The 23,878-nt window shown below is 62.2% G+C and carries 19 protein-coding genes; 5 read left to right on the forward strand and 14 right to left on the reverse strand.

All coding sequences use genetic code 11. The features are described from left to right. Nucleotides 1–2: 2 nt before the first annotated feature. Entirely contained in the window at nucleotides 3–821 is an 819-nt protein-coding gene (locus Pan216_RS00455; protein ID WP_145253330.1) for an FAD binding domain-containing protein, read from the reverse strand. A gap of 296 nt (nucleotides 822–1,117) precedes the next feature. Between Pan216_RS00455 and Pan216_RS00460 the strand changes: the two genes are divergently transcribed. Together Pan216_RS00460 and Pan216_RS00465 are read left to right on the forward strand one after the other, a co-directional pair. Continuing rightward, nucleotides 1,118–2,002: an XdhC family protein gene (locus tag Pan216_RS00460; RefSeq protein WP_419193101.1), complete on the forward strand. Its 885-nt coding sequence runs from the start codon at nucleotides 1,118–1,120 to the stop codon at nucleotides 2,000–2,002. Further along, the gene (locus Pan216_RS00465) at nucleotides 1,999–2,616 is read left to right on the forward strand and encodes a nucleotidyltransferase family protein (protein ID WP_145253334.1); all 618 of its coding nucleotides are present in this window, start codon (nucleotides 1,999–2,001) and stop codon (nucleotides 2,614–2,616) included. The genes Pan216_RS00460 and Pan216_RS00465 overlap by 4 nt, the downstream gene beginning before the upstream one ends. A gap of 45 nt (nucleotides 2,617–2,661) precedes the next feature. Here Pan216_RS00465 and Pan216_RS00470 read toward each other — a convergent pair whose 3' ends face one another. The 5 genes from Pan216_RS00470 to Pan216_RS00490 all read right to left on the reverse strand — a co-directional run bounded on the left by Pan216_RS00470 (nucleotide 2,662) and on the right by Pan216_RS00490 (nucleotide 9,122). Beyond that, nucleotides 2,662–4,068: a sulfatase family protein gene (locus Pan216_RS00470; protein WP_419193102.1), complete on the reverse strand. Its 1,407-nt coding sequence runs from the start codon at nucleotides 4,066–4,068 to the stop codon at nucleotides 2,662–2,664. 40 nt (nucleotides 4,069–4,108) lie between these two features. Next, the gene (locus tag Pan216_RS00475) at nucleotides 4,109–5,122 is read right to left on the reverse strand and encodes a DUF1559 domain-containing protein (protein WP_145253337.1); all 1,014 of its coding nucleotides are present in this window, start codon (nucleotides 5,120–5,122) and stop codon (nucleotides 4,109–4,111) included. A gap of 134 nt (nucleotides 5,123–5,256) precedes the next feature. Beyond that, nucleotides 5,257–6,069 carry an IclR family transcriptional regulator gene (locus Pan216_RS00480; protein WP_419193103.1) on the reverse strand — a complete coding sequence of 271 codons (813 nt, stop codon included), beginning with the start codon at nucleotides 6,067–6,069 and terminating at the stop codon, nucleotides 5,257–5,259. 58 nt (nucleotides 6,070–6,127) lie between these two features. Continuing rightward, the gene (locus tag Pan216_RS00485; RefSeq protein ID WP_419193104.1) at nucleotides 6,128–6,859 is read right to left on the reverse strand and encodes an SDR family oxidoreductase; all 732 of its coding nucleotides are present in this window, start codon (nucleotides 6,857–6,859) and stop codon (nucleotides 6,128–6,130) included. A gap of 37 nt (nucleotides 6,860–6,896) precedes the next feature. Beyond that, nucleotides 6,897–9,122: an FAD-dependent oxidoreductase gene (locus tag Pan216_RS00490; protein WP_145253340.1), complete on the reverse strand. Its 2,226-nt coding sequence runs from the start codon at nucleotides 9,120–9,122 to the stop codon at nucleotides 6,897–6,899. Nucleotides 9,123–9,287: 165 nt separating this feature from the next. Between Pan216_RS00490 and ahr the strand changes: the two genes are divergently transcribed. Beyond that, nucleotides 9,288–10,295 carry an NADPH-dependent aldehyde reductase Ahr gene (ahr, locus tag Pan216_RS00495; protein ID WP_145253341.1) on the forward strand — a complete coding sequence of 336 codons (1,008 nt, stop codon included), beginning with the start codon at nucleotides 9,288–9,290 and terminating at the stop codon, nucleotides 10,293–10,295. Nucleotides 10,296–10,413: 118 nt separating this feature from the next. On the opposite strand, the gene mdoH is transcribed toward ahr, so the two are convergent. The 5 genes from mdoH to Pan216_RS00520 form a co-directional block, all read right to left on the reverse strand. Further along, a complete protein-coding gene (mdoH, locus tag Pan216_RS00500) occupies nucleotides 10,414–12,483 on the reverse strand; it encodes a glucans biosynthesis glucosyltransferase MdoH (protein ID WP_419193105.1) in 2,070 nt (689 codons plus the stop codon). Between the two features lie 73 nt (nucleotides 12,484–12,556). Continuing rightward, entirely contained in the window at nucleotides 12,557–12,976 is a 420-nt protein-coding gene (locus Pan216_RS00505) for a hypothetical protein (RefSeq protein WP_145253343.1), read from the reverse strand. 26 nt (nucleotides 12,977–13,002) lie between these two features. Continuing rightward, nucleotides 13,003–14,559: an OpgD/OpgG family glucan biosynthesis protein gene (locus tag Pan216_RS00510; protein ID WP_419193106.1), complete on the reverse strand. Its 1,557-nt coding sequence runs from the start codon at nucleotides 14,557–14,559 to the stop codon at nucleotides 13,003–13,005. 415 nt (nucleotides 14,560–14,974) lie between these two features. After that, nucleotides 14,975–15,952, reverse strand: coding sequence for a bifunctional helix-turn-helix transcriptional regulator/GNAT family N-acetyltransferase (locus tag Pan216_RS00515; protein ID WP_145253346.1), 978 nt, complete (start codon nucleotides 15,950–15,952; stop codon nucleotides 14,975–14,977). A gap of 279 nt (nucleotides 15,953–16,231) precedes the next feature. Then, nucleotides 16,232–17,302, reverse strand: a complete 1,071-nt coding sequence (locus Pan216_RS00520; RefSeq protein WP_145253348.1) for a potassium channel family protein — start codon at nucleotides 17,300–17,302, stop codon at nucleotides 16,232–16,234. Between Pan216_RS00520 and Pan216_RS00525 the strand changes: the two genes are divergently transcribed. Next, nucleotides 17,280–17,492, forward strand: a complete 213-nt coding sequence (locus tag Pan216_RS00525; protein ID WP_145253350.1) for a hypothetical protein — start codon at nucleotides 17,280–17,282, stop codon at nucleotides 17,490–17,492. The genes Pan216_RS00520 and Pan216_RS00525 overlap by 23 nt on opposite strands. 694 nt (nucleotides 17,493–18,186) lie before the next feature. Here Pan216_RS00525 and Pan216_RS00530 read toward each other — a convergent pair. Both Pan216_RS00530 and Pan216_RS00535 read right to left on the reverse strand, forming a co-directional pair. Continuing rightward, complete coding sequence (locus Pan216_RS00530; RefSeq protein ID WP_145253352.1) at nucleotides 18,187–19,497, reverse strand: potassium/proton antiporter; 1,311 nt, start codon at nucleotides 19,495–19,497, stop codon at nucleotides 18,187–18,189. A 34-nt stretch (nucleotides 19,498–19,531) separates the two neighbouring features. Then, nucleotides 19,532–20,062 carry a type 1 glutamine amidotransferase domain-containing protein gene (locus Pan216_RS00535; protein ID WP_145253354.1) on the reverse strand — a complete coding sequence of 177 codons (531 nt, stop codon included), beginning with the start codon at nucleotides 20,060–20,062 and terminating at the stop codon, nucleotides 19,532–19,534. A 403-nt stretch (nucleotides 20,063–20,465) separates the two neighbouring features. On the opposite strand from Pan216_RS00535, the gene Pan216_RS00540 reads away from it, so the two are divergent. Then, a complete protein-coding gene (locus tag Pan216_RS00540; RefSeq protein ID WP_145253356.1) occupies nucleotides 20,466–22,268 on the forward strand; it encodes an ATP-binding protein in 1,803 nt (600 codons plus the stop codon). 152 nt (nucleotides 22,269–22,420) lie between these two features. Here the strand turns inward: Pan216_RS00540 and Pan216_RS00545 are convergent, their stop codons facing one another. Then, nucleotides 22,421–23,407 carry a hypothetical protein gene (locus Pan216_RS00545; RefSeq protein ID WP_145253358.1) on the reverse strand — a complete coding sequence of 329 codons (987 nt, stop codon included), beginning with the start codon at nucleotides 23,405–23,407 and terminating at the stop codon, nucleotides 22,421–22,423. Nucleotides 23,408–23,878: the final 471 nt, after the last annotated feature.

Here is a 23,878-nt window from a genome sequence, read left to right on the forward strand (position 1 = left end):
GGCTAGACCCCAAGTTCCGCGCGGATCTGCTCCGCGAACAGGTAGGTGAGGTGCTTACGATGGCGCGGCGAACCGTGAGTATCGTCCAAGTACCTGTCGTCGGCGATCGCGCCGTCCAGAGCATTGCGAACCTCCGCGTTGCTGACTCCAGCCGGGAAACGAAACTGATAAGGCCGCAGCGTCGCGGCGGTCACGGTCAACAAGATGGCAGCATCATCGGGATCGCGGGTCCCGATCAGGAGCGCCTCGGAGCGTCCCAGGTTCGTCAACGTGAAGCGCCGAAACGCGAAAGGCTTCCTTAGCGCGGCTAGTGGCAAATGGATCGACCGCACAAGCTCCCCTGGCCGCAAGGCATTGCGATTGTCACCGGTCACGAACTCCGCCACCGGCAACCGGCGCTCGGTCCCGTCGCGCGACCAGAGTGTGCAAACGCCTTCGAGCGCCGACGTCAGCGAGATCATCGGGCCGGCGGGCAACGACATGACCAAGTTGCCGCCCACGGTGGCTTCGTTCCAGATCTTGTAGGAAGCCAAGAACGACCGACAGCACCTGGGGATCAACCCAGCCGCCACCCAATCAGGCGGGGCCTTGAAATTGTCCAACTGAACAATGCGACACGTCGCCGCGATCTCGAGACCGGCGTCGCTCACCTTGAGCGGTTCCCATCCAAAGCCCTCGAGGTCGATCAGCGTGTCGGTATGAACTTGCGGCTCGGAGAAGAGCCAGGTGCCACCGGCGAGCCAGGCATGCCCGTCGGCCCAAGTTTGCACTTCGTCCGCACCGCTCGGCCGAAGAACAGTCGTGATGGTGTGAAGATCCATGGTTAGCCGGACTCGTCATGCGTGAAGTTGATTGAATCGTAGGGAGTACGGAATCCAACCGCAAGCGGGAACAGGACGCAGCCTTTCGGCGAGCCGTGCAGCCCTGCTGGATTTCGTCAACAAGGGCGCCTAGCATGGGGTACCAGTGCGATTGACCGACATCGAGCGCAACCAAACGTCTCCAGGCGACGCGTCATGACGACTCCATCTTCCAGTAAACGTTGCGGCCCCAGGTTGATCGTCCGCCCATGAAGAATTTTTGGGAATCCATCTCCACTGCTCTGGGCCGACATCCGATGGTCCTCGTCACCTTGGTGGAGTGCCACGGCTCCACCCCGCGCAATCCCGGAGCACGGATGGCAGTCGCGACCGACGGAACGCTCATCGGCAGCATCGGCGGCGGGGCCGCGGAGGGCAAGTGTCTCGATCAGTGCGAAGTCGTCTTGCGGGAGCAGCACGCGCGTCTTCTGGAGATCGACCTGCGCGGAAAGCCGGGCGCGATACGCGACGGGATTTGCGGCGGCACCATGCGTCTACTTCTGACACCACTCTCCACCAGCGACACGGACACCGTCACCCACATCGCCCAGATGCTACGGTCGGGCCAGCGGCTCGTCGTTCACACCTCCCTGGAGAAGCCCCATCTTCGGGTCGAGTCTCCAAGTTCATCGTCGGCCGGGATTGACGATTGGGCCGAAAGACTTCACCCAGACCCAGCGCTCTTGATCGTTGGGGCGGGCCACATCGGCCGGGTCCTCGCCCATCGCGCGACAGAAGTTGGTCTTCAGTGTTTGGTGCAAGATGAGCGCCCCGAGTGGCTCGACCCAAACGCCTTTCCCGCCGCGTCGAGGCTGTCGATGGACTGGCCCGCACTGCTGGAGGAGTTCCTCGCTTGGCAGGGTCCAGCTTACGTCGCGCTGGTAACGCGCGGATTCAAGCAGGATGTGACCGCTCTTGCGGACCTGGCTCCGCACTTCGATTCGCTTGACTATCTTGGCGTCCTCGGCAGCGAACACCGGATCGACACCGTCCGCGACCTCTGCGCTGCGCGAGGCCTACCGGTTTGGCCATCGAGCATCACCCACGCGCCGGTCGGCATCCCCATCGGCGCGGAAACCCCTGAGGAGATCGCAATCAGCATCCTCGCCGAGATCATCGCGACGCGACGACGCGACTCATGAACGATGCGGAAGATGGTTATGCCATCATCTTGGCCGCCGGTATCTCATCGCGCATGGGTCGCGACAAGGCCCGGCTCCCTTGGCTGGAAGGTCGTCCCCTCGTTGTTTGGATGGCTAGGGCGCTGCGGGAATCGGGCTGGCGGGTGCGTGTGGTCCTCGGTCCCCACAACTGGAATTGGGCAGAAAGCGAGCTGACCGACTTCCGTCGAGTGCTCAATCCACAACCCGAGGAAGGGAAGTCCCACTCCCTTCGGATCGGGTTGGAAGACTGTCCATCAGTTGGCAGCGTGCTCATCACCGCGGTCGATCAGCCACGGCCTCCAAGCATCTATGGACGCTTGCGGGCCATCGCCGCGGCAGACCCATCCGGTATCCACCTTCCCGATCGCAAGGGTCGCGGTGGTCATCCGGTGGTCATCGGCGCGGCTTGCCGGGTATTGCTCAACGAGATCGAGCGCCGTCCCATGGGGCTGCGTGACGTGCTTGACGAGCATCCCGACAAGGTCCGCAGATTCGCGGTCCCGGACGACTTTCCCCACTGCGACTGCAACGATCAACGGGGCTACGAAGAGGCCCTCGCCACGTTCATGAAGGGCGTCGACGGGTCTTCTTAGCCTGGGCGATGGCCCCGTACTCGAACAGATCGCGACGACTCGCTATTACTCCCCCGTCGGGCGTTCCGGCACGTTGAGTCGACCGCGCAGCCTCTTCGGACGAAATGTGGGAGCCGTCTTGAAGTAGGCGCCGTCTCCCACCAGCCACGGATCGTTCGTCTCGCGTTGGTAGGCGGACAACGACTTGGAAAGCCGCTTCCTGGCGGTGGCATGGCTCGACTCCGCGGCGACATTGACGAGTTGATCGGGATCCGCGCGGAGGTCGTACAGTTCCTCTGCCGGACGGCGGGCGAAGGCCTGATCGTAGAAGCGGCGTTCGACCGGATCGTTCCAACGCGCGAGCACCTCGCCCAACGACGGGGATGGATCGCAATCGCGAGGCGTCGTTTCGGGACGATAGTTGCGGATGTAGAGATAGTCCCTCGTTCGAATTGCCCGGGACGGGTACCAGAGCGCATGGCGTTCGCGTCCAAAGAAAGCTCGATCGCATGCCGAGTCGACAATGCCTTGTCGGTCCGATCGCAACACGGGCAAGAGACTGTGCCCCGTCATCGCACGAGGTGGCTGGAGACCGGCGGCCGCGAGAAACGTCGGCGCTACGTCGACGAGCGAAACGAAGTCCTCGATGACCCGATTCGGCGGTATCTCGGCGGGCCAACGGATCACCAGCGGCATGCGGACCCCAAGGTCGTAGAGATTGGCCTTGCCGCGAGGAAAGGGCATGCCGTTGTCGCTGGTCACGACGACGATCGTGTTCTCGGCAAATCCGGCCCGGTCGAGTTTCGCAAGGATCCCGGCCACTTCGCGATCAAAACGTTCGATCTCAAGGTAGTAGTCGAGAAGGTCCTTCCGAACGGCTAGCGAGTCGGGCAGCGACGGCGGAACGTCCACGGCGGCCGGATCCTTGCCCGCCCGCACACCCGAATCGAGATCGTAGGGACGATGGGGATTCTTGCTTCCAAACCAATAGCAAAAAGGAGCCCCCGGCGGCTTCGCCTTGAGGAAGCTGGCGAAACTCTTGTACGGCTTTCCCGCGGGAGGGGCCTTGCGACCTCCGGCCTTGACGTTGCCCGGGGCCCAGCCCTTACCCCCACATCCCACGTGATAGCCAGCACCGGCCAACAGATCGGGGTAGGTCTCATGCTCGGCCGGTAGCGTCGAACGCTGGTTCGCCCCGGGGCCGAGTCGCCACAAGTCCTGTCCGGTGAGGAGAGCACCTCGCGACGCCGTGCAAGTAGGGGCCGACGCGAAGGCGTTGGGAAAGAGGACACCCTCGCGAGCGAGCTGGTCGAAGGCCGGGGTCTTCACCACCTTGTCGCCCATCACGCTGGTGTGAAGCCAACTCTGATCGTCGGAGATCAAGAGGAGGATGTTCGGCCGCATGTCCGGGACGGAAGCGTTCACACCGGAGGCGGCGATCCCGAGTAGTCCAAGCACGAAAAGTGGGTTCATCAGAAGATCCCTCCGTGGAAGACAACCACGTACCACGTCATCACAGTCCCCCGCCACCAAGCGGCTTGCCGTCGGCACGTTGTCCGAGCTGCTGAAACACTTCCAAGTCGACGTGATCGCCGAGGAATCTGACGGAGCCATCCCCCATCGCGAAGTGACAGCCCCCGTCGTGAAAGCTGCTGAACGATCGGTGCTGTACCCCGCTGTTGGCAAACGCCGTGTCGATACGATTTCCGTCGCCCTCGATGGCGTTGATGGGAAGTGCCGCCGCCGTGATTCCGGTCGGCGCGGAGGACCCGCCCGCGACGCGAATACTCGAGGCCCAACTGAAGTATCGACCATCGCTACTGGCGCGTCCGCCCGGTTGGAGGTTGTACTTGGTCTCCCCCAAGAGGAAGACGTTCGCGGTTCCGTCCTGGATCGCCCCGAGCGTGATTCGTGAATCGGGGTAGAGCACGCCATTGATGTAGAAGGCACGGAGGCCGCCACCGTTGGAGCAGTGCGGGGACGGACCACCTCCTTGGCAACCGTTGTAGCTGGACGCCAACGAGGCGGGGCCCGTATTGGGATCCGACGGGCACTGGAACTTCGAAAGCGACCGCCGCGTCGGCGGGATGTTCTCTGGATTGCCGGCTTCATCGGCGGCGCCTGTGTCATCCAGGAGGCGATGAAACTCTCCTTCGAAGTTGAAGCGGTCGTAGCGGGCTTGCTCGTCGAGATAGGGAAGAATGAGCACGGTCCAGGGCGCCCCGACGTTTCCCGGATTCGGATTGGTACGACCGGGGTAGCGACACCAGTTCGATTGCGGAACGCTGCTCGCGGTGACGGCACCGGGCGGGAAGGTCGCATGGGCCTCGTGGTAGTTGTGCAACGCGATGCCAAGCTGTCGTAGACGACTTTGGCATTGAATGCGCCGCGCCGATTCGCGTGCTTGCTGAACCGCCGGCAACAGCAACGCGATCATCACCCCAATGATCGCGATGACCACCAAGAGTTCCACGAGCGTGAAGCCCGCGGAACGCTTCTCACCATACGCTTCGAGACGTACATCCATTGTGACTGGCTCCCAAACGACATGAGGTACCCCAACCGGTCAAAGGAAGAATGCTCCGTCGGCGCGCCACTCTTGCGCGAAGAGCGGGCGTGCGGATCCGCGAAATGACGTCTGGCGTGACGCGCCCCCGAGCCTCACGCCAAGCGGATCGATTGATGCCCCAAGCGCGCGGAGATCTCTCCCGCACGCGCGGCCACGAGCGGCCCGATCTTCGCGAAGTCGGCCGCTCGCAGTCGATACGATGGTCCCGTGACCCAGATCGACGCCACGGGATAGTTTCGGTGATTGAGAACCGGCGCCGCGACGCAGTGAAGATCCTCGAGCTCTTCGGCATGGTCGACCGCGTACCCGAGCGACACGACTTGTTCCAGCTCTTCCCTCATCGCCTGCTTGCTGGTGATGGTCCGCTTCGTGAATCGCGGAAAGCTCATGGTGTCGAGATGCGACTTTCGCTCAGGCTCGGGAAGGAATGCCACCATCGCCTTGGCGGGCGCGGCACAGTGGAGCGGAAAGGAATGCCCCACCTCGACGACGACTTTGACGGGATGAAGCCCAGGCACCTGCTCGAGAACGATCCCCCGGCCCTGGGTCAGGGTCGCGATCAGCGCGGTCTCGCCGGTCTCGTCCCGCAGGCGCCGCATCACATCGAGCGATTTCTCGACAAGGTTGCTCTCGTCGATCGCGGCATACCCGAGATCGAGAAGTTTCCGGCTCAGCCGATAAGTCTTCCCAACCTCGTCACGCTCGACGTACCCATAGGCGTGCAGCGTCGAGACGATGCGAAAGACACTATTTTTCGGGAACTCCAGCTTCTCGGCGATCAGGCTGAGGCCGCAACCTTCGGCTTGTTCCGCGAGGAATTCCATGATCCGTAGGGCCCGCTCGAGGTTCGGCACGTGGTACCGCTGGAGATCACCCGGTTCGTTCTTTCGTTTCGCGGCGTTCATCGCGTCGTGGTCGTCCTCTTCGCCTCGTCGCCATCGGGAACTCATGCCCATCAGAGCACTAGAGTGGCGTGACGTCTTGGACCATCGGCCAAAGGGTGACGTCTTGGATCACCAAGTGAGTTGGTAGCGTGCAGATCGAAAGGACAAGCCTTCCCAGTTCATCGGGTTGGATGCATTTCTCGCGGGTCTCGCTGGTCATCGGCTCCATGCTGGCGGCGGGCAAGAACTCGGTCGCGCCCCAGGAGGGCATGACACTCGTCACGCGAACTCCGGACTCGCGGAGTTCCCCCTGAAGGCACTTGCCGAACTGAACCATCCCCGCCTTTGCCGCGGAGTAGACAGACCATCCAGGCCATGCTTGGCTGGCGCAGACGCTGGCCACGTTGACGATGGTACCGGAGCGTTGCTTCTTCATGAGCGCCGCCGCCCGCCGACAACCGAAAAGGGAACCGGTCAAGTTGACCGCGATTGACTGGGCGATCTCCTCATCGTCGTGCTCGTCAAGTGGCGCGATCCGCACGCCGGCGCCGGCATTGTTCACCAGGATGTCGAGCCGTCCGAACTCGTCGGTGATATCGGCCATCACGCGATCCCAGTCCGCTGGTGATGCCACGTCCGCGACGATACCCCGCACGCCGATACGCTCCGCGGTCGCGGCGAGAGTCGCTTCGTCGCGCCCCGTGATCCGAACATCGGCGCCGGCCTCCTTGAGTACCTTCGCGATGCCGACGCCAAAACCCTTGGAACCACCGGTCACCAACGCGACCGCTCCGTCTAGTCTCTGATCCATCAAACTTCTCCCAATCACGGCCGGTCCGGCATGGTCCCTACTGTCCCGATGACTTCGTCGTCTCGAGGTGGTCCATGAGATTGTTGTTGTCCCGATCGAATGGCGCCGCGTCGTCGTGATCGGCGATGCCATCTCCATCGGCGTCACCCGTGCCCTTCCTCACGAATGGCTTGTCGGGTAGCCCTTTGATCGCGCCCCACCAGCGTCGCGCGAACTCGCCGCGAGTCAACGTCTCCTGGGGCGGCTCGATCGTTTGATCGGCGATCTTACCCGCCAACGATCGCGCCATCACTTGGCGTCGCCACTCCTCGGTCGCGGGCTCTTCGGGCCGAAACGCGGTCCGCTTCGACTTCCACGGAAACACCTGTCGGACCGCGAGCCGATTGACAGCGGCGAACGACGGATCGGCTGGCTCCAAGTCCCGGTAGGGCCAAAGCGTCAGCGGGACGGCATTGCCCGAGTCGCGGCAAAGGCCGTCGCGCACCTCGGCCAGCAGCGTCGGGTTGCCGGAGATGACCCATGGCTGGACATCGTTGGCCAGGCTCACCGCGGCCACGGCACCGGCGGCCTGACCAATCGCGATGCACTGATCGTGCAAGCGGATCGCGGAACTGACGATGCTGCTGTAGCCAAGGTTCTTCTGAGCGCCGAGCAGGCCGTCGACGTGTCGCGGAACGAGACTCCGCAACGGAAAGAGCGAACGGCCCGCGTACGGCGGTCCCCAGCGTCGTCCCTCCTTGAAGTACGACTCCCACGGGCCACTGGGGCCTTCGCCAGGAAGGAACGCTCGGCCGGTCGGATGAAAGTCGTATTCGAACTGCCAAGCGGAAATGCCGTCGTGGTACATCACTCGCGCGAAGCCCTCGCTGTTCGGTATCCCGGTCGTGTCCTGTTGCCGCATCATGTAGTCGGCGACCAACCGTAGCGACTCACGAATGTAAGGCTTGAAGGGAAGCTTGTCGGGTGTCCCGAACTCATCGCTCAGGTTGAAGCGACGAAAGCTGCGCGACTTGTCCGGCATCCAATCGTGGACGGTCGTTTGCAGGTAGTAAAGCAACCCGAGCGAATGGAGCTTCGCATCCTCGAAGACTAACTGGCGCTGCTTTCGCGTCATCGTCGCGATGTTCTTCTTGGAGGCTCCCGGTTCGTCACGTTCGAGTTGCTCCACGACCACGCCCGGCAATTGGTCGAGTGGGTAGTCCTGAACCGCCCAACAAAGGAGGATCGAATCGGCTTTCGCCTTCTTCGCCAGCGCGTGGCGATCGACGATGCGCCGCGACCCATAGATGCGCTCGGCCGAGACGGGGCCCACGATGGGGCGATGCGTCCAACCAAGCGCCTTGCGTGTCCGCCACGTCGCCCCGGTAGCCGCACGATAGCGGCGCTCGTCGTAGCGATCCGGACGCGCGATCGGCGTGGCCTCCTCCGATTCCTCGATGATCATGCAGTACGTGATCGGGTTCATATCGGTCAGCGGATAGTTCTTCGGATCCTTGGGAGCCAACGCTTCGCCGTACCTGCTCTTGGGATCGGGGCCGAACTCGATCTCGGCCCCCGCCGCCTGAATCGCCTCTCCCCAGTCCGAGGCATCGATGGTGATCTTCGCCCTTACCGTGATCGGCTCCCCTTCGCCAAAGGTCGCCGTCGGCCCGAAACGAACCGCGGCGAGTCGCTGGCCTTGCTGGTCCACCTCGGCGGCGATGGGGTAATAGCCACTAATCATTGTGAGCTGGCCTGAGTCGACGAAGGGCTGGATCATCTCGCGGAAGATCGCCTCGGCTTCGGAAGGCCGGCAGGTGGTGCGGACGCCGGTGTTGCCAGGTTGCGGGTGGCCGTACTTCCGCTCGTTGAACGCCTCAATGCGATCGGTCAGCTCCCTGAAGAGCCCCGAACGAGGGAACGGAGGGTTTCGTCGAATCTTGACGGAGCTCGTTTCCGACAGCGAACGATTCTCGTCAACCGCGACGAGCGCCTCCGCGGTGAACTGGCCCCCGAGCCACTCGATGTCGTTGACGAGCGTGATCGAGGGGACACCCATGCGGGCGGCTTGAATCGCCGCCGCCCATCCCGACTCGGTTCCCCCAACGACAAGCAGGTCGGTTGAAACCTCTGGTTGGCTCGCGGCAGGCTTCGTCTCAGCCTGTCCAACCAGTTGCATGGACATGACGATCGAGGCGGCAATTCGAAGCATCGCTTTCCCCTTTTCCCCATCCGGCACCCAGGCGAGAAAGACGAGGATATAGCACGCTGTTTTATATGTCAAACACTATCTCTTCTCCGTCGACGGCCGGAATCCGGGCCTGGGGATAACGTCCTCCCCCCCCCCCTAACCGATGTCTAGAATGGGAGGAGCACTCGATACGAATGGCCTCCGCCGAGGACGATTCCTCAGTGACTCGATGACCCACTTCAGGACTGGAGCACATCGATGACCGTGAAAGCGTATGCCGTGCATCAAGCCAAGGGCGCCTTCGAGCCGTTTGAGTTCGAGCTTGGCGAGATCGGCGCCAACGAAGTCGACATCAGTGTCGAGTCGTGCGGGATCTGCCACAGCGACTTGAGCATGGTCGACGACGAGTGGGGAATGACGGCGTTTCCGCTCGTCCCTGGCCACGAAGTGATCGGAACCGTCTCCGCGATCGGAGAGCATGTCAGCCACGTGAAGGTGGGCGACCGCGTCGGCCTTGGGTGGCACGCCGGTTACTGCATGGTGTGCGATCAATGCATGGGCGGGGACCACAACCTTTGCGTCGACGCTCAGCCGACGATTGCCGGAAGACACGGAGGCTTTGCGGAGACCGTTCGGGCGGCGGCTCCCAGTGTCATCAAGATTCCTGACGGACTCGATGCCCACGAAACCGGCCCGCTTCTTTGTGGCGGTATCGCCGTCTTCAACCCGATGGTTCAAGTCGGCCTGACCCCCACCGACAGCGTCGGGGTCATTGGTATCGGAGGCCTCGGCCACATGGGGCTGAAGTTCGCCAATGCCTGGGGATGCCACGTCACGGCGTTCACCTCGGAGTCGAAACGTCAGGAGGCTCTCGACATGGGGGCTCACGAAACGATCAACTCGCGCGATCCTGAGGCGATCAAGGCGGCGGCCGGACGTTTCGACCTGGTCTTGTCGACCGTCAACGTCCCCCTCGATTGGAACGCCATCCTCGCGACGTTGAAACCTCGTGGCCGATTGCAGATGCCGGGCGCCGTGACCGACTCGCTCGGCATCAACCTCCTGCCGGACATGATGTTCAAACAGCTCTCGGTCGGCGCAATGCCCGTCGGAGCCCCGGTCGTCATCCGCCGCATGCTCGACTTCGCCGCCAGGCACGAGATCGCGCCGGTCAACGAGCACTTTCCCATGAGTAAGGTCAACGACGCCTTCGAGCACCTTCGCGGCGGAAACGCCCGCTACCGCATCGTGCTCCACCGGGACTAGACGAGTGCCCCAAGGCGACGAGAGCGGCGTATGAGGCTTCGGCTACATTCTGCGTCGGCATTTGGCCGGAGAGAAGGCGTTGTCGGTATGCCCTGGCGAACGCGGGTGACGTCTGCCATCACGACGAGATCGCCGAGGGAGGGTGGGACGACTGCTGACGATTCATCGCCGAGTCGAGATCGGCGGGAATCCACTTCTCCCGATGGAGTGTCCGGAGGGCGAGCGGATTGCCGAGCACCTCGAGCTTCTCGTCGTTCGAGAGCGAGTCCATCGAGGCGAGCGCTCGCGACATCAACTTGGGCGAGGGAGGTACGTCGAACCCTCTCGTTTCCGACACATCCTCGAGCAGTTCGAGAAACGTGCGATTGGCCGCCGGATCGCGCAAGAGATGCTCGCACGCCGATCCGTCCCGCGCATGCGGCTGGTCATTTTCGGACGAGAGCTCGTCAAACCGCCGAAGTACCGCGGGCCGCCGACTCTCTTCCGGGACGAGTAGCAGCCCGAGTCTCCCGACGAATTGGCCGATGCCGGGCGAACTGACGAGCACCGACAACGGCATCGACAGCACGAGACCGACCACCACCGGCAACAGCCATACGAACGCGGCCGGCGCCGCCCACCAAGCGACCAGGCCAAGGCCCAGTCCGAGCATGGTGTGTCGGAAGTGGGCCTGATAGGCCTCCCCCCATGTCGTCCCGGTGTCACCCCGATTCTGGGCGTCCCACTCGACGCGGCGTCCTCGCAAACACGCTTGGACGAACTCCGTGTGAAACGCGAGCAGGATCGGCGCGAGCAGGACCGAGACCACGAACTCGAGTAGCGTGCTTGCGACAAGCCTCCCCGCGCCGCCGTAGAACGTCGATTCCTCGCGGTCCCCAAGGAGAATGAGCCCGAGTCCGTACAGACGGGGCATCACGAGCATCGCCATGACGGTTCCGAAGATCGCCAGCGCCAACGTGGCGGAACTGATCGCGTTTCCTCTCCCGTCGGCGATCACTGACGCCGCGCCTCCGGAGACGGTGACCGAAAGCAACCCCACGATTATGAAGAGCAACCACAGCGGGGAAGCGAGGTAGGACATGATGCCGCCGATCATGTGCCAGCGACTCATCATGGGGATGCCTTTGCCGCAGGCGATGCGTAGATGCTGCAAGTTGCCCTGACACCAGCGCTGATCGCGGGTGGCATAGTCGAGCAACGTTCGCGGACCTTGCTCGTAGCTCTCGGCGAGGTCGGGGGCGAAACGAACCTTGATACCCGCTCGTCGCATCAGCGCCGCTTCGACGAAATCGTGACTCATGATCGACCCGCCAAAGGGCCGCTCTCCAGGCAGATTCGACAGACCGCAATGGCCCGTGAACGCTTGCGTGCGAATGATCGCGTTGTGTCCCCAGTAGTTGCCATCGTCGCCAATGAAGCAGCGAAGCCCTTCCTGCAGCGCGGCCCCACAGAGTTTCGCCACGAACTGCTGTCCACGCGACAGCAACGAGTCGCCGCCCAAAGGCAGGGGGGGCGTTTGAAGAAGTCCGACGTCCGGTTCGTTCTCCATTCGTCGGACCATCTCGGCAAGGACATGCCCCGGCATGAGACTGTCGGCGTCGAGGACGATCATGTAGGGGTAGTGGGTCCCCCATCGCTTGCAGAAGTCGGCGATGTTTCCGGCCTTGCGAGCAACGTTCTTCGGACGCCGCCGGTAGTAGACCTTCGGCGAGTCGCCGATCCGATCGAGCAGTTGGTTCCAGTGGAGAACTTCCTCGACCCAGACCTCGGCATCGGTCGTGTCGCTGAGCACGAAGAAGTCGAAGGTCTCGCAAAGTCCCTCGGCGGCCACCGACTCGATCATCGCCTGGATGCCGGCGAAGACCGTGGCGGGATCCTCGTTGTAGACGGGAACGAGGACCGCCGTCGTCGGAAGATCAACTGGAGTGTCTCGAGTACGGCGAATGTCACTGACCGGCTTCGAGGCGAACTCACGGCCAAGGGTCAGACGCAGGAACCCGACGGTCGACATCCAGAAGAAGAAACTGACCCACGCCGTCAGCAGCCCAAAGAGCACCAGCGACAGCAGATCGATTAACCCGAACCCGTCACGAGCCGCCAGCTCGTTGAGTGCAATCGTGCCCACGGCCGTGGTGATCAACGTCAATGACCAGACGCCGATGCGAACTAGGGAAGTCGAACTCGTCATGTCAGTCTCCCGAGTCAGGTAGCCTCGACACATTGGCGTTGAGTCCGTTCAGTCCAACACAACGCCGTCCCCCCTAGCGAAGCAACAGCAGCCCCGACGCCAACACACTCTGAAGGCGGACGACGAGTCCTTGCATGCTCGTCGATCGCAACGGCGCGGGGAGCTCCCCCAGACGCTGCGCCGGCATGTCGCGCAGCACCGTCGGCGGAACACTCTGGGGCGCGCCACGACGGGGCGAACGACGCGCCAACTCGTCCTGCTCCTTCAGTCGCTCGATCGCCCGCTCGAGCGACTCGCCAATCAACTGCCGAGGGTCGGCGTCGGCCCCGAGGAGATAGACCGCTTCTCCCAGGCACTCTCGAGCGAGGCTCGCAACCTGATCCGGATCATCGAGACCGTGAGCGCGGGCGTAGTCGGCGACAACGACACGCGCCAGCCGGTGGGACTTGGGTTCACCTGTTCGGGATGTTTCAACCTGCGCGGAACGTTCCATCACGGCAGTCGTCCTGTTGAGGGTTGTCATGGTGTTAGCCATCGGTAACTCCAGACTTCAGAAGTGCGTTCACCAGAATTGCTTCGCTTGTCGCCTGGCGATATCCAGGCTTCGATGACTTGCTGATTCTCATCCTTCGGCTCGTAGCCAAACCTAAGCCGCGCCCGGTTGCCACCGAGGCGGTGCAGCCGTGGATCGGACGCCTGCCCGTGTTCGGCCTTTACGTGAGGCTCGTACCCTTCCCAGTCCGAGATCGGCTCCGGGAACTCGTAGACCACGTCGACTTGATAGCTTTCCTCCAACCGGTCGACGTGGGTCTCGACGACCCGCGCGACCTGATGCTCGGTCGGCTCGAACAGCCCGAAGTCGATCCGGTAGCGTAGAACCCAATGATCGCCCTTGGCGGCAGGATCGGATCGGACCCAGTAGGCGCCGATGTTGTCGTTGCCTTCGTGATCGCTCGGAAGCTCGAGTAGCTCGACGCGGCCTGGGCCCCACGATTCGAGCGGCGTGATCCAGACGTTCGGACGAAGGTGGTAGTGAGCCTCCCGATCGCGGTAGGCCGCCGAGGTACGTTCCCGCTGCATCAGCCCAAACCCCTCGAGGTGTTCTCGCGAAAGACGACTCACTCGCGGCGTCTCCGGTCGCATCAGCGGCCGCCAGTCCCAACGTCCGTCGGACTTTATGAGCAAGCCATCGGAGTCATGAACTTCAGGACGATGATCGCCGTCGCGGGCGTGGTCCGCGTTCCACATCCACATGCTCGTGATCGGAGCGACTCCGACCTTCTGCACGCCGTGGCGGAACCAGAGGTGAGCTTCCACATCGATCGACGTCGTGAGCCCCGGCTTGATGACAAAAGCGTACGCGCCGGCGACGGCCGGACTCTCTAGGAGAGCCCAAATGCGAATGGGCGACGTCTCATCACTCTTGACAGGCTTCTCGATCCAGAATTTGCGGAACTTCGGAAACTCCTCGGGAGTCGGCAAACCGATGTCGATCGCCAAGCCGCGCGTCGACGCCCCATACCACTGATGCGATCCAATCGCCCGGAAGTAGCTCGCCCCCAGAAACGAGACGAACTCCTGCATGTACTTGCGTTCCGGAAGTTGGCCCAGCACCCGAAACCCGGCGAACCCCCCTCCCTCGATCGAGCGCCCCAGCGACTCCATCTCGCCGCGATACTGGAACCAGCGTTCGGCATCGAAGGGCAACTCCCTCACCCGCCCCTCTTCCACCAGAGCGATCTCGATCGGGTAGTGAAACAGAAACCCCGCGTGCTGGAACTCCGCCCAATAGGGCAACTCCTGCTCGCGCCAGAGAGCCGCGTCATGGCGTGGGGCGATCATGCGGTATTGGTCGTAGGTCAGCCGATCGAGTTGCTCGGCGACACGCTTCGGCGGAACGTGCGGCCGAGCCGCCATCTCCTGGGCGTGTCGCTGAAGACTCGCAAAGGAGAACGCGGTCGTCGGCGTGTTGTCCTCATTCGCGTCGGGCGTCGCCGCCCCCACCGCGGCGAGTGTGAGCGGGAGGGCCAGGTAACTGACCCAACGCGATAAGATAGGCAAACTCGCCCCGATCATTGGATGCTCCACGCGGAAATGCTGATCCCTGGTTCGACAATCCGCGTCGAAGTCGAATAACTCGACCGCGCTGTCGAACGCGCCCCTCGGACATTGCAAATGGCACGCCAACACCATACTGGCGTCGGACCAATTGCCGTCGAAAAGGGCTCGGGATGGAAAATCGTGAAGGTTCAGAGAGGCCGTTCACGGGAGCATCGTCCCACGATGGGAAATCTCGCCGACGAGGAGAAAGTTCTTCGCATGAAGCTCACATGAAGTAGGCGTCGGCTGACAAGCCTGCTTCACCTACCCTGGGCCCGCATGGCTTGGGACGAGCCAAGATGAATGGAAAGAAACCATCTGTGGCGGTGCACGCCCCAACGTTGATCGACGGTGACGAACACAAGCAGTAGGGTCGTGAGAGGAACAGCGGCTAGTCGAGCCGTTTCACCATGACCCTATCGACCCGAGCATGGCCTTCGTCACCACGGAGAGGAACCGTTTGAAAACCGAATCGCTCGTAGAGCCGAATCGCCGATCTCAGCCGGCTATTGGTCTCGAGAACGAGCCGTTTTGCGTTGCGTTCGGTCGCCCACGCGATCGCGTGGCTCATGAGTTGGGACCCGATCCCCTTGCCGTGTTCTCTCGGGTCGACGCCCATCTTGGCGAGTTCGAACTCGTCCGCCGAGCGTGGCTTGAGGGCGCAGGTGCCGACGATCCTCCCGCCCTGTCGAGCGAAGAAGATCTCTCCCCCCGGCTCAAGGTAAACGCCGTGCGGATCCGCGAAGGCTTGCTCGTCGGGTGGCTCGATCGCGAAGTAGGTCTGCACCCACCACTCGTTGAGACGGCGGAAGTGATGCTTCCACCGTGGGTCGTAAGGCTCGATCGCGATCGAGTCGTTCCCGGCCAACGGTGCGGAGGAGACGGTCCGCTCCTGCAACGACGACTTGGTCAACGACTCCTCAGCCTGATGAACCAACGTGAGCAAACGCTCGGCATCGTCGCCCAGAAGATCGGCAATCGCGAGGCTCATTTCCGCCCAGACGGGCCGCATCCGTTCGAGCATTTCCCCGCCCTGCGCGGTGAGCGTCATCCGCTTGCGACGGCGGTCGGAGGGATCGACATGCAGCGAGACAAGACCAGCCTGCTCGAGTTCGCGTGCCGTGCGACTCACTAGCGGATGACTAACTCCAAGTCGCTCGGAGGCTTCCATCACCGACGCTTCTCCGCGGTCGGCGATCAAGCGAAAGAGCGGAAACCAGCGTGGCTCGAATGCGATCGCATGCCGACGATAGATCGCGGTGACGTCGGGAACGATCCGGTCGTAGAGACGACGCAATCGACTGCCCATGCACAGTAACCCCCAGGAGGCCATGGCATCCGGGACGGGCTCGGCTTGGCTGCTCTTCATTCGTCTCTTCCCTCCTGCGTCTGTGGGGAATGGAAGCTCGCAATGCGTAACTTGTTACCCATTGCGACGAAGGACGGACCTTCAAGGTTCGCGAGTTGTCCGCGAAGAATGAAAATCCGCTGGCACGACGCGGGAATAAGATTGCGATGGGCAACCGCGTCAGCGAGCAACCTGTCTCCACCCGACGCGAGTGCGAGCGCCTTCGCCGCATGCGCAAGCGAGCGTGGGCAGGGCACCCAGGAGTCGCTTGGTAACGAACCAACCAGTCCAGAGAGAGGGCTACGAGCGAACCTTCTGCTTGACGCCGCGGTAGGTCACCTCTTGCCCGACGACGTAGCGCTGGGCGAACTTGGGTAGATCGGAGCGATGCCCGACGACGACTAATGCGTCCCCTTCGCTGAGAATCATGTCCTTGGGAGGATCGGAAACCATCTCTCCATCGGCTTTCTTCACTGCGACGATCACGAAGGCCCCTTCCCCCTGCACTTCGGCTTTCGACAACGGCTTGCCGATGAGTGGCGCTCCCTCCATCAACTTCATCTCGTCCAGTCGCAATCCGATCTGCTCGAGGTTCGAGTTGAGTTGCGAGTGGCGCGAGTCCCGTCCCAGCAGGTCGGTGGCGGAGGGTTGCGTGATGAGATGGGCGATGCGAAGAGCACCGATGCTCGCCGGCATGACGACGCGATTGGCCCCCGCCTGGACGAGCTTTGACTCGGTCGAGCCATACTCGCCTCGAGCGATGATCTCGATCTCCGGGTTCAAGTTCCGCGCGGTCAACGTGATGAAGACGTTCTTCGCGTCGTCGGGGAGGACCGTCGCAAGCATGCGAGCGCGGTTGATCCCGGCGGCGATCAAGGTTCGGTCCTCGGTGGCATTGCCGGACATCGCGAGATAGCCGTTCTTCTGGGCCAGTTCGATGCGCTCGGGGCTGGCGTCGACGACGACGAACCTCTCGTCGGATTCCGCGAGAATCTGCGTCAGTGGCTGGCCGATGCGTCCGTAGCCACACACGATCACGTGATTTTCGAGGTCCTCGATCTCCCGACTGCGACGCCGATCGCCCAGAGCCTTTTGGATCTCTCCCTCGGTCACCATCTGGATGAATCCCCCCACGATGTAAACGGCCGATGTCGTCCCCGCAACGATGACGAGCATGGTGAAGACTTTGAGCGCGGGGGTGTCGAGCGGTTTGACCTCGCCGTAGCCGACGCCGAAGATCGTGATCACCACCATGTAGATCGCATCGAGGATGCTCCATCCCGGTGCGGATGCGTAGCCGAAGACCGCGACAATGCAAGTCACGACAAAGATGAGAATGCCGGTCGAGATGCGGCGAAAGGACGACGTCATCGGCGCGGGCGATCTCTCGCTTGATGCCCCCTGTCGCATCGCGCTCACGATGCCGGGAATCCGTCGTCTCCCCCGCGCCACCCGGTCGGTCCCGAATGAGATGGGCGATCTCATTCACCGAACGGCGGACTGGAGTTTGGTCGCCTGCGAGGCTTCGGACAAGAGCGTCCAGCCTGTCCTCGCTGACTGACGAGTCGCCAGCGGCACCCAAACTCTTGAAATCGGACACAGCACGAGGGGTATCGAGACGTTCCCTAGTTGTAACCGGTGCAGTTTCCGTGCCGACGACGCCCCACAACGCCGCCACACGGAAGACCTTACGGCAATGAGCCTTACGCCGATCACTCGGGAAAAAAAAGAGCGAGTGCCACCCTCCTCTGCCTACGGGCAGTGCACGGGAAGCGCGCATCAGCAACATGTCCCGCTTGGGTCGAGCCCGTACTCAATGGGTCGGGATCCGCCGCGAGCAGGCAGTTGGAATCAGCGGGCATCGAGTCGTTCATCGGCCTGCTTGCGTCGTGAATGGCAAGATCGCTGCATGAGATGTCGGCCCTCAAGTCGTGCGGGAGATTGCCCAACAACAGGCGTTTCCCGCATGCCCACGACGAGCGTGAGTCTTTCCCGCATGTATCCCGCATGTTTCCCGCATGCGCACGACGAGCGTGAGCAGGGCACCCGGCACCCGAGGAGTCTTTCGGGCGATGAACCCACAATCAGGGGCCAAGCAGTCCGTTGATTGGAGCGGGCCAAGGCGAGAACGAGCCATGTTGGCCAAGATCAACGAGAAGGAACGGCGGCGAGTCTGTCGATTCGTCGAGTTTTTGACGCGGACATTGGTCAAGAAGGGCCGTTCGTAGCCGACCGCGAATAGATCGACGGGCTGCTTAGGTGATCACCACCTCGTCTTCGTCATCCTCCCGCGGGGGAGTGAGGCTCGTCTCGCCAGCAAGCAACGATGTGGGTGTCGGCGGCAATGGCTGACGCTGGGGCTGGGCGATCTGCAACCACTGGGCCATGAAGGAGAGCGTCGTCCCTTGAAGCAACACCGACGTCACCACGATGAAGAAGATCGCGTGCAGCAAATAATCCGCGATCGGCAGCCCCTCGACCTTGGCATACGTTGCCATGATGATCGGAACCGCCCCACGCAGTCCGCCCCAGGAAACCATGATCTTCTCGTTGGTCGTGAATCGCTTCGTCGGCAAGCACGCGAAGACGCTCGCCGGGCGCGAGACGAACATCAAGAACGCCGAGAGCACGATCGCCTGGCCGATCAGCGGAGGCATCTCCGAGGGAAACACCAGCAGCCCCAGCGTCAGGAACATGACGATCTGCATGAACCAGGCGAGGTACTCGTGCCAGGACATGAGTTGGCGGCGCTGCTCGAACGAGTGATTGCCGACCACGATGCCCGCGAGGTAGACCGCGAGAAACCCGTTGCCGTTGATCAGCGTCACCCCCGCGTAGGTGAGCAGGGCCAACCCGACCGAAAGCGTGGGATAGAGCTCCTCGATCGCGAGTGGAAATCGCCTCAACAAGAAGACGATCAAATGGCCGGCTCCCCATCCACACAACGAGCCGACGATCATCTGGATGAAGAAACTCGGGATCAGCGAGAGGAGCGATCCGGCGAAGGAAGCTCCCACCGCGAATTGCAGCCCAATGAGCGCGTTGGTGAGGAAGACCGCCATCGGGTCGTTGCTGCCCGACTCGAACTCGATCAACGAAGCCAGTTCCGGGCGAAGCGGCACCCCGCGACTTCGCAAGACGGCGAAGACGGCGGCCGCGTCGGTCGAGGAGATCATCGCGCCGAGCAAGAACCCGTCAAGAAGACCGATCCCACAAACCAGATAGGCGAAGATCCCGACGAGGAAGGTGCTCAAGAGTACGCCCCCGGTCGCCAAGATCAGACCCGGCCGAATGACGGGGACAATCGATCGCCAGTCGGTATTCAGTCCCCCGGAAAAGAGGATGAGGACCAACGCGAGGATGCCCAGCCCCTGGGCGAGTTTGGCATCCTCGAAGGGGATTCCCCCAATCCCGTCGGAACCGGCCAAGACACCGATACCAAGGAAGATGAGTAGGGCCGGCACCCCCCATTTCGCCGATAGCTGACTCGCCAGGACGGCGACGATCAACAGAATCGATCCGGCGAACAGAAGATGTTCCGTGTTCAGGACGGAGGGAAGTTGCATGAAGAGTTCTCTTGGACGCTGGCTCGGAGGGCGCTCACTCGGCGCCGACGACGGAGAAGATCCCCTTCATGAAGTCGGGCAGGTCGTCCGGCTTGCGGCTCGAGACGAAATAGCGATCGACCACGACCGACGCATCCTCCCAGAGAGCGCCGGCGTTGACGAGGTCGTCCTTGATGCCCGGCGAACCAGTGACGCGAACGCCCTTGTAGACACCCGCCGAGATCGGCATCCAGCCGCCGTGGCAGATCGCCGCGACCAACTTTCCCGCCTCGGAGAATTCGCGGAGCAGGCTCTTCACCTTGTCGTCACGGCGAAGCTTATCCGGCATGAACCCGCCGGGGCAAACAACCCCATCGAACGCGGAGGAGGCGACACTGGCGATCGCCGCGTCCGACACGCAGGGATAGCCGTTCTTACCCGCGTAGGTCTTGCCGCACTCGGGCCCCGCCAACGTGACCGACGCGCCTGCCTCGATCAATCGAAGCTTCGGATACCAAAGCTCGAGATCCTCGTAGATATCGCCGACAAAGAAGAGGAAACTCTTTCCGTCCAATGGCTGCCCCATGGTGTCGTCCTTTCGAGCGGGGACTTCGCGACTCCGTCGACATATGTATGACCCTGATGGGATTGATGGCCAGAAAAGTGCTGCTGGACTCGACCTCGACCGCCGCCGGAGGCGAAAGACCGAAGGGCCGGAGAACCGGAGACGTTTCCTTCTTCCTTTCGCCGGGACGACGTCTATCCTAGGAGGAAGATGAACCGGCACATCAGAGCCACTCTAAACCGGGGAGTGGACGTGGGGGCCAGGGACTAGCGACGAGGTTCGGAGAGAGCCGCGCGTTGGCGCGGGGCTCGGACGAAGCAAGCCCTCGCGATCGATCGCGAGTTGGGAGTGACTTGCCCAATCCTTCGCCAGCGATCATCCCCGGAGCGTTCCGGAACGCCGTCAAGCAATAGGAAGAGATACCGTGGCGTCGTTGACAGTCATCCGAGGACCCGATCGCGGACGGCGGTTCGAATTGACCGACTCGGTGCCGACCATCGGGCGCGATGCCACCAACGCGATCCGCTTGCACGACACCGAGGCCTCGCGCCACCATGCCGAGTTGCAACTGACCAAGGACGGCTACATCGTCCACGACTTGAAGAGTTCCAACGGCACGTTCCTCAATGATGCCCGCATCGATCGCGGCCTGCTCAAGACCGGCGATCGCGTCCTGATCGGACAAACGGAACTCATCTTCAACGCGGGCATTAGCAAGAGTCGGCCCGCGGAAATGGCCGAACGCATTAGCGTGGTCAGCCCCCAACAAGTCGCCGAGTCCTCCGCGATCCTTCGCGCCATCAAGCACGACGAGGGAACCGCCTTTCTGCGCAACCCCGAGCGGGCCCAGAGTCGTTGGCTTCAGAACGCCCTTTCCAACCTCGCGGTCATGTACGAGACCAGCCAGGCGATCAGCCGCATCAGCGATCTCGATCAGCTCCTCGATCACATCATGGACCTGATCTTCTCGTCGCTGAAGCCCGACCGGAGCTGCATCGTGCTCCGCGACGTCGACACCGGCAAGCTCGAGCCGACCGCCGTCCGCTTCGCCGAGGAGCCCGATCAAAAGGAGACGATCACGCTCAGCCGGACGATCGTCGACTACGTGCTGCGAAAGGAAGAAGGGGTTATCGTCCTCGACGCCTCTCAGGACCAACGCTTCGGCAAGGCCCAGAGTATCGTCAAACTGGGGATTCGCGAGGCGATCTGCGTTCCGCTTCGCGGTCGTCACGAAACGCTCGGCGTCGTCTATCTCGACACGAAGAGCGATGGGCAAAAGGCGCTCGAGAAACAGACGCCGGTCAAGTTCAGCGACGACCATCTCCGCCTGATGATCGCGATCGCCCACCAAGCCGGCTTGGCGATCGAGGACACGCGCTTCTACCAGGCGATGATGCAGGCCGAACGACTCGCCGCCATCGGGCAGACGATCGCGACGCTGAGCCATCACATCAAGAACATCATGCAGGGGCTCAAGTCGGGCAGCTACTTGGTTGAGATGGGCCTGACCGACGAGAAAGCCGACGTCATCGAAAAGGGTTGGCGGATCGTCGAGAAGAACCAGGACAAGATCTACAACCTGGTAATGGACATGCTCAGCTTCTCGAAGGAGCGCGAGCCGGCGTGGGAGCTGTCGGATCTCAACGAGATCGTTCGCGATGTCGCCGAACTGATGGAGGGGCGGGCGAAGGATTTCGGCGCCACCATCAAGCTCGAACTCGACCCGGAACTCCCCGAGATCGCCGTCGATCCCGAAGCGATCCATCGCATGTCGCTGAACATCGTCACCAACGCGATCGATGCCGTCGACGGCGAGGAAGAGGGCATCGTCCGGCTCGTTACCTCCCGTTCCCCCGCGACGAACACCGTCAAAATTGTCGTCAGCGACAACGGCTGCGGCATCCCCGAGGAACAGGTCGAACGCATCTTCCAGATCTTCTCGTCGACCAAAGGTTCGCGCGGTAGTGGCCTGGGCTTGCCCGTGAGCCGCAAGATCGCTCGCGAGCATGGTGGCGACGTGCTCGTCACCAGTCATGAAGGGGAAGGGAGCACCTTCGAGATCGAACTTCCGATGCGAACCAACATTCCCGAGACCAGCGCCGACTCCTCCATCGGCATCGGGGAAATGACCGTCAGCGACTTCAAGGACAACAAGTCCGATCCCGACACCTCCGTCGGCAGGAACCAACCCAAGGAGAGTAAGGGCAACGAGGAAGTCGCCGAGTAAGGCGATCGCGCCCGCCGCGCTTGGGTGCCGTGCTCACGCTTGCCGTGGGCATGCAAAAGAGACTCACGCTTGCCGTGGGCATGCAAAAGAGACTCACACGGGGTGAACCGTCAACTCGCGATACGCGATTCGGACATCGCCGAACCAGATCGCTAGTCGAGATCGGCCTTCGCCGAGAGGAGCCGAATCGACACCGAGGGGTTATTGCGGCTCTCGGTCAGATTCAACAGACGCACCAGCGTGCTCTTCGTCTCGCCGGGATCGATGCGGGCGAACTCCACGTACTCCATGTCGCTCGAGAGTGCCCCGCCCTGGTTGCGGTTGTTGAGGCTCACCTCTAACTGAAGCTGTTCGAGCGCCTGCCCGCCGGTGTTCTTCACGTTGACGCGAACCACCCACCCGATCGCGTCGTTGGCCGAACCGTAGCGACTGACGAACTCGTAGGTCCAGCGTAGCTCCGGATGTTGCTTGCCCACCGGTTGACCGGCCGCCGCGACGAAGCAGGGAATCTCCTCGCCGTCGATCTCCATCGTCGGTTGAGCGTCGTCGATCCAACCAAAAACGCGGACGTTCATGCCCCGTTTCCAGTCGTTGATGTCGGCGGTGCAGAGCTTGAAGGGAAGCAAGACCGGCCGTTCCCAGTCATTGCCCGCCTTGATCACATTGACTAGCAACCCCATCCCACGCCGTTCACCCACCTTACCGTCAAAGGTGATCGGGCGCTTGGTCGCTTGTCCCTTGAGGGTCGAGCCCTCGACCGGATCGCATTTCTTGACGAACTGATCGGGGCGCAGCAAGGACCCGTTCCATTCGATGCGTTCCACCGACCCGTAGCGTTTGACCCCATCGATGCCAGTGATCTTCCGGGCCTGAGCCCCGCGTGGTTCGTCCTCGTCCTTGCGCTTGTACGAGACCCGATCGCGCATCTCGTCGACCACCATTTCGACCGTCCCCTCGGGCACACGGCGCGCACGGGACACCCAAGCGACGGCGTCCTCCTTGTACTTGCCGAACTTGTACGCGGAGCGGTAAAGCGTGTAGATCGACTTCTTGTCGAGAGCGGTGAGGTCGTCGTAGACACGTTGCGAATGGGAATCGCCCGTCAACAGCGCGACCGCGAGGAGATGAACCACCAACATCGCCTTCCCTCTCCCTGGCCCCAACCCGCTGGTTCGACGGAGTGCTCCAAAGTGACGGCTCGGGAACGATCAACGACGCCAACAGGGGGGAATGTGAGGAGACCACTGAGCCCACGAACCCAATTCTACCGCCCACGACCAGGAGCTGGCATTGGGGATTTCCCTAATGCGGCGAAGTTTTGCCACTTTTCATCGAGAAAAAGTCGATGTACCGACGTCGACGGTAAGCGAACCGTTCAAGTATTCACTACCCCCTTACTCCTACCACTCGTTGGCGCTTTCCCTTTCTTCTTAGTCGCATGCCATGAGCCTCCCTCGCGACCATTCCCGCGCCCAGAGACTGGCGTCCGAAAGTCTCTTTAACAGCAAGCAAGCCGTCAGCGCAACCTACCAAGAGTCACAGCCCGCTTGAGCCGCTCTTCGCTGCTTTTCCAAAAAAGCCCCAAAATCCCTTGATCTGCCACACTCGCT

Origin of the sequence: Kolteria novifilia (assembly GCA_007748055.1) — a bacterium.
In the GTDB taxonomy this organism is placed as follows: Bacteria; Planctomycetota; Planctomycetia; order Kolteriales; family Kolteriaceae; genus Kolteria; species Kolteria novifilia.

Excerpts from the sequence above, each read along its gene's own strand:
- Pan216_RS00510 (WP_419193106.1), bottom strand. The coding sequence starts at position 14,559 with ATGATCGGGGCGAGTTTGCCTATCTTATCGCGTTGGGTCAGTTACCTG.
- Pan216_RS00545 (WP_145253358.1), bottom strand. The coding sequence starts at position 23,407 with ATGTTGGTGGTTCATCTCCTCGCGGTCGCGCTGTTGACGGGCGATTCC.
- Pan216_RS00535 (WP_145253354.1), bottom strand. The coding sequence starts at position 20,062 with ATGGGGCAGCCATTGGACGGAAAGAGTTTCCTCTTCTTTGTCGGCGAT.
- Pan216_RS00465 (WP_145253334.1), top strand. The coding sequence starts at position 1,999 with ATGAACGATGCGGAAGATGGTTATGCCATCATCTTGGCCGCCGGTATC.
- Pan216_RS00460 (WP_419193101.1), top strand. The coding sequence starts at position 1,118 with ATGGTCCTCGTCACCTTGGTGGAGTGCCACGGCTCCACCCCGCGCAAT.
- Pan216_RS00485 (WP_419193104.1), bottom strand. The coding sequence starts at position 6,859 with ATGGATCAGAGACTAGACGGAGCGGTCGCGTTGGTGACCGGTGGTTCC.
- Pan216_RS00515 (WP_145253346.1), bottom strand. The coding sequence starts at position 15,952 with ATGAAGAGCAGCCAAGCCGAGCCCGTCCCGGATGCCATGGCCTCCTGG.
- Pan216_RS00520 (WP_145253348.1), bottom strand. The coding sequence starts at position 17,302 with ATGACGTCGTCCTTTCGCCGCATCTCGACCGGCATTCTCATCTTTGTC.
- Pan216_RS00470 (WP_419193102.1), bottom strand. The coding sequence starts at position 4,068 with ATGAACCCACTTTTCGTGCTTGGACTACTCGGGATCGCCGCCTCCGGT.
- Pan216_RS00480 (WP_419193103.1), bottom strand. The coding sequence starts at position 6,069 with ATGAACGCCGCGAAACGAAAGAACGAACCGGGTGATCTCCAGCGGTAC.
- ahr (WP_145253341.1), top strand. The coding sequence starts at position 9,288 with ATGACCGTGAAAGCGTATGCCGTGCATCAAGCCAAGGGCGCCTTCGAG.
- mdoH (WP_419193105.1), bottom strand. The coding sequence starts at position 12,483 with ATGACGAGTTCGACTTCCCTAGTTCGCATCGGCGTCTGGTCATTGACG.
- Pan216_RS00505 (WP_145253343.1), bottom strand. The coding sequence starts at position 12,976 with ATGGAACGTTCCGCGCAGGTTGAAACATCCCGAACAGGTGAACCCAAG.
- Pan216_RS00475 (WP_145253337.1), bottom strand. The coding sequence starts at position 5,122 with ATGGATGTACGTCTCGAAGCGTATGGTGAGAAGCGTTCCGCGGGCTTC.
- Pan216_RS00455 (WP_145253330.1), bottom strand. The coding sequence starts at position 821 with ATGGATCTTCACACCATCACGACTGTTCTTCGGCCGAGCGGTGCGGAC.
- Pan216_RS00530 (WP_145253352.1), bottom strand. The coding sequence starts at position 19,497 with ATGCAACTTCCCTCCGTCCTGAACACGGAACATCTTCTGTTCGCCGGA.
- Pan216_RS00525 (WP_145253350.1), top strand. The coding sequence starts at position 17,280 with ATGCGGCGAAAGGACGACGTCATCGGCGCGGGCGATCTCTCGCTTGAT.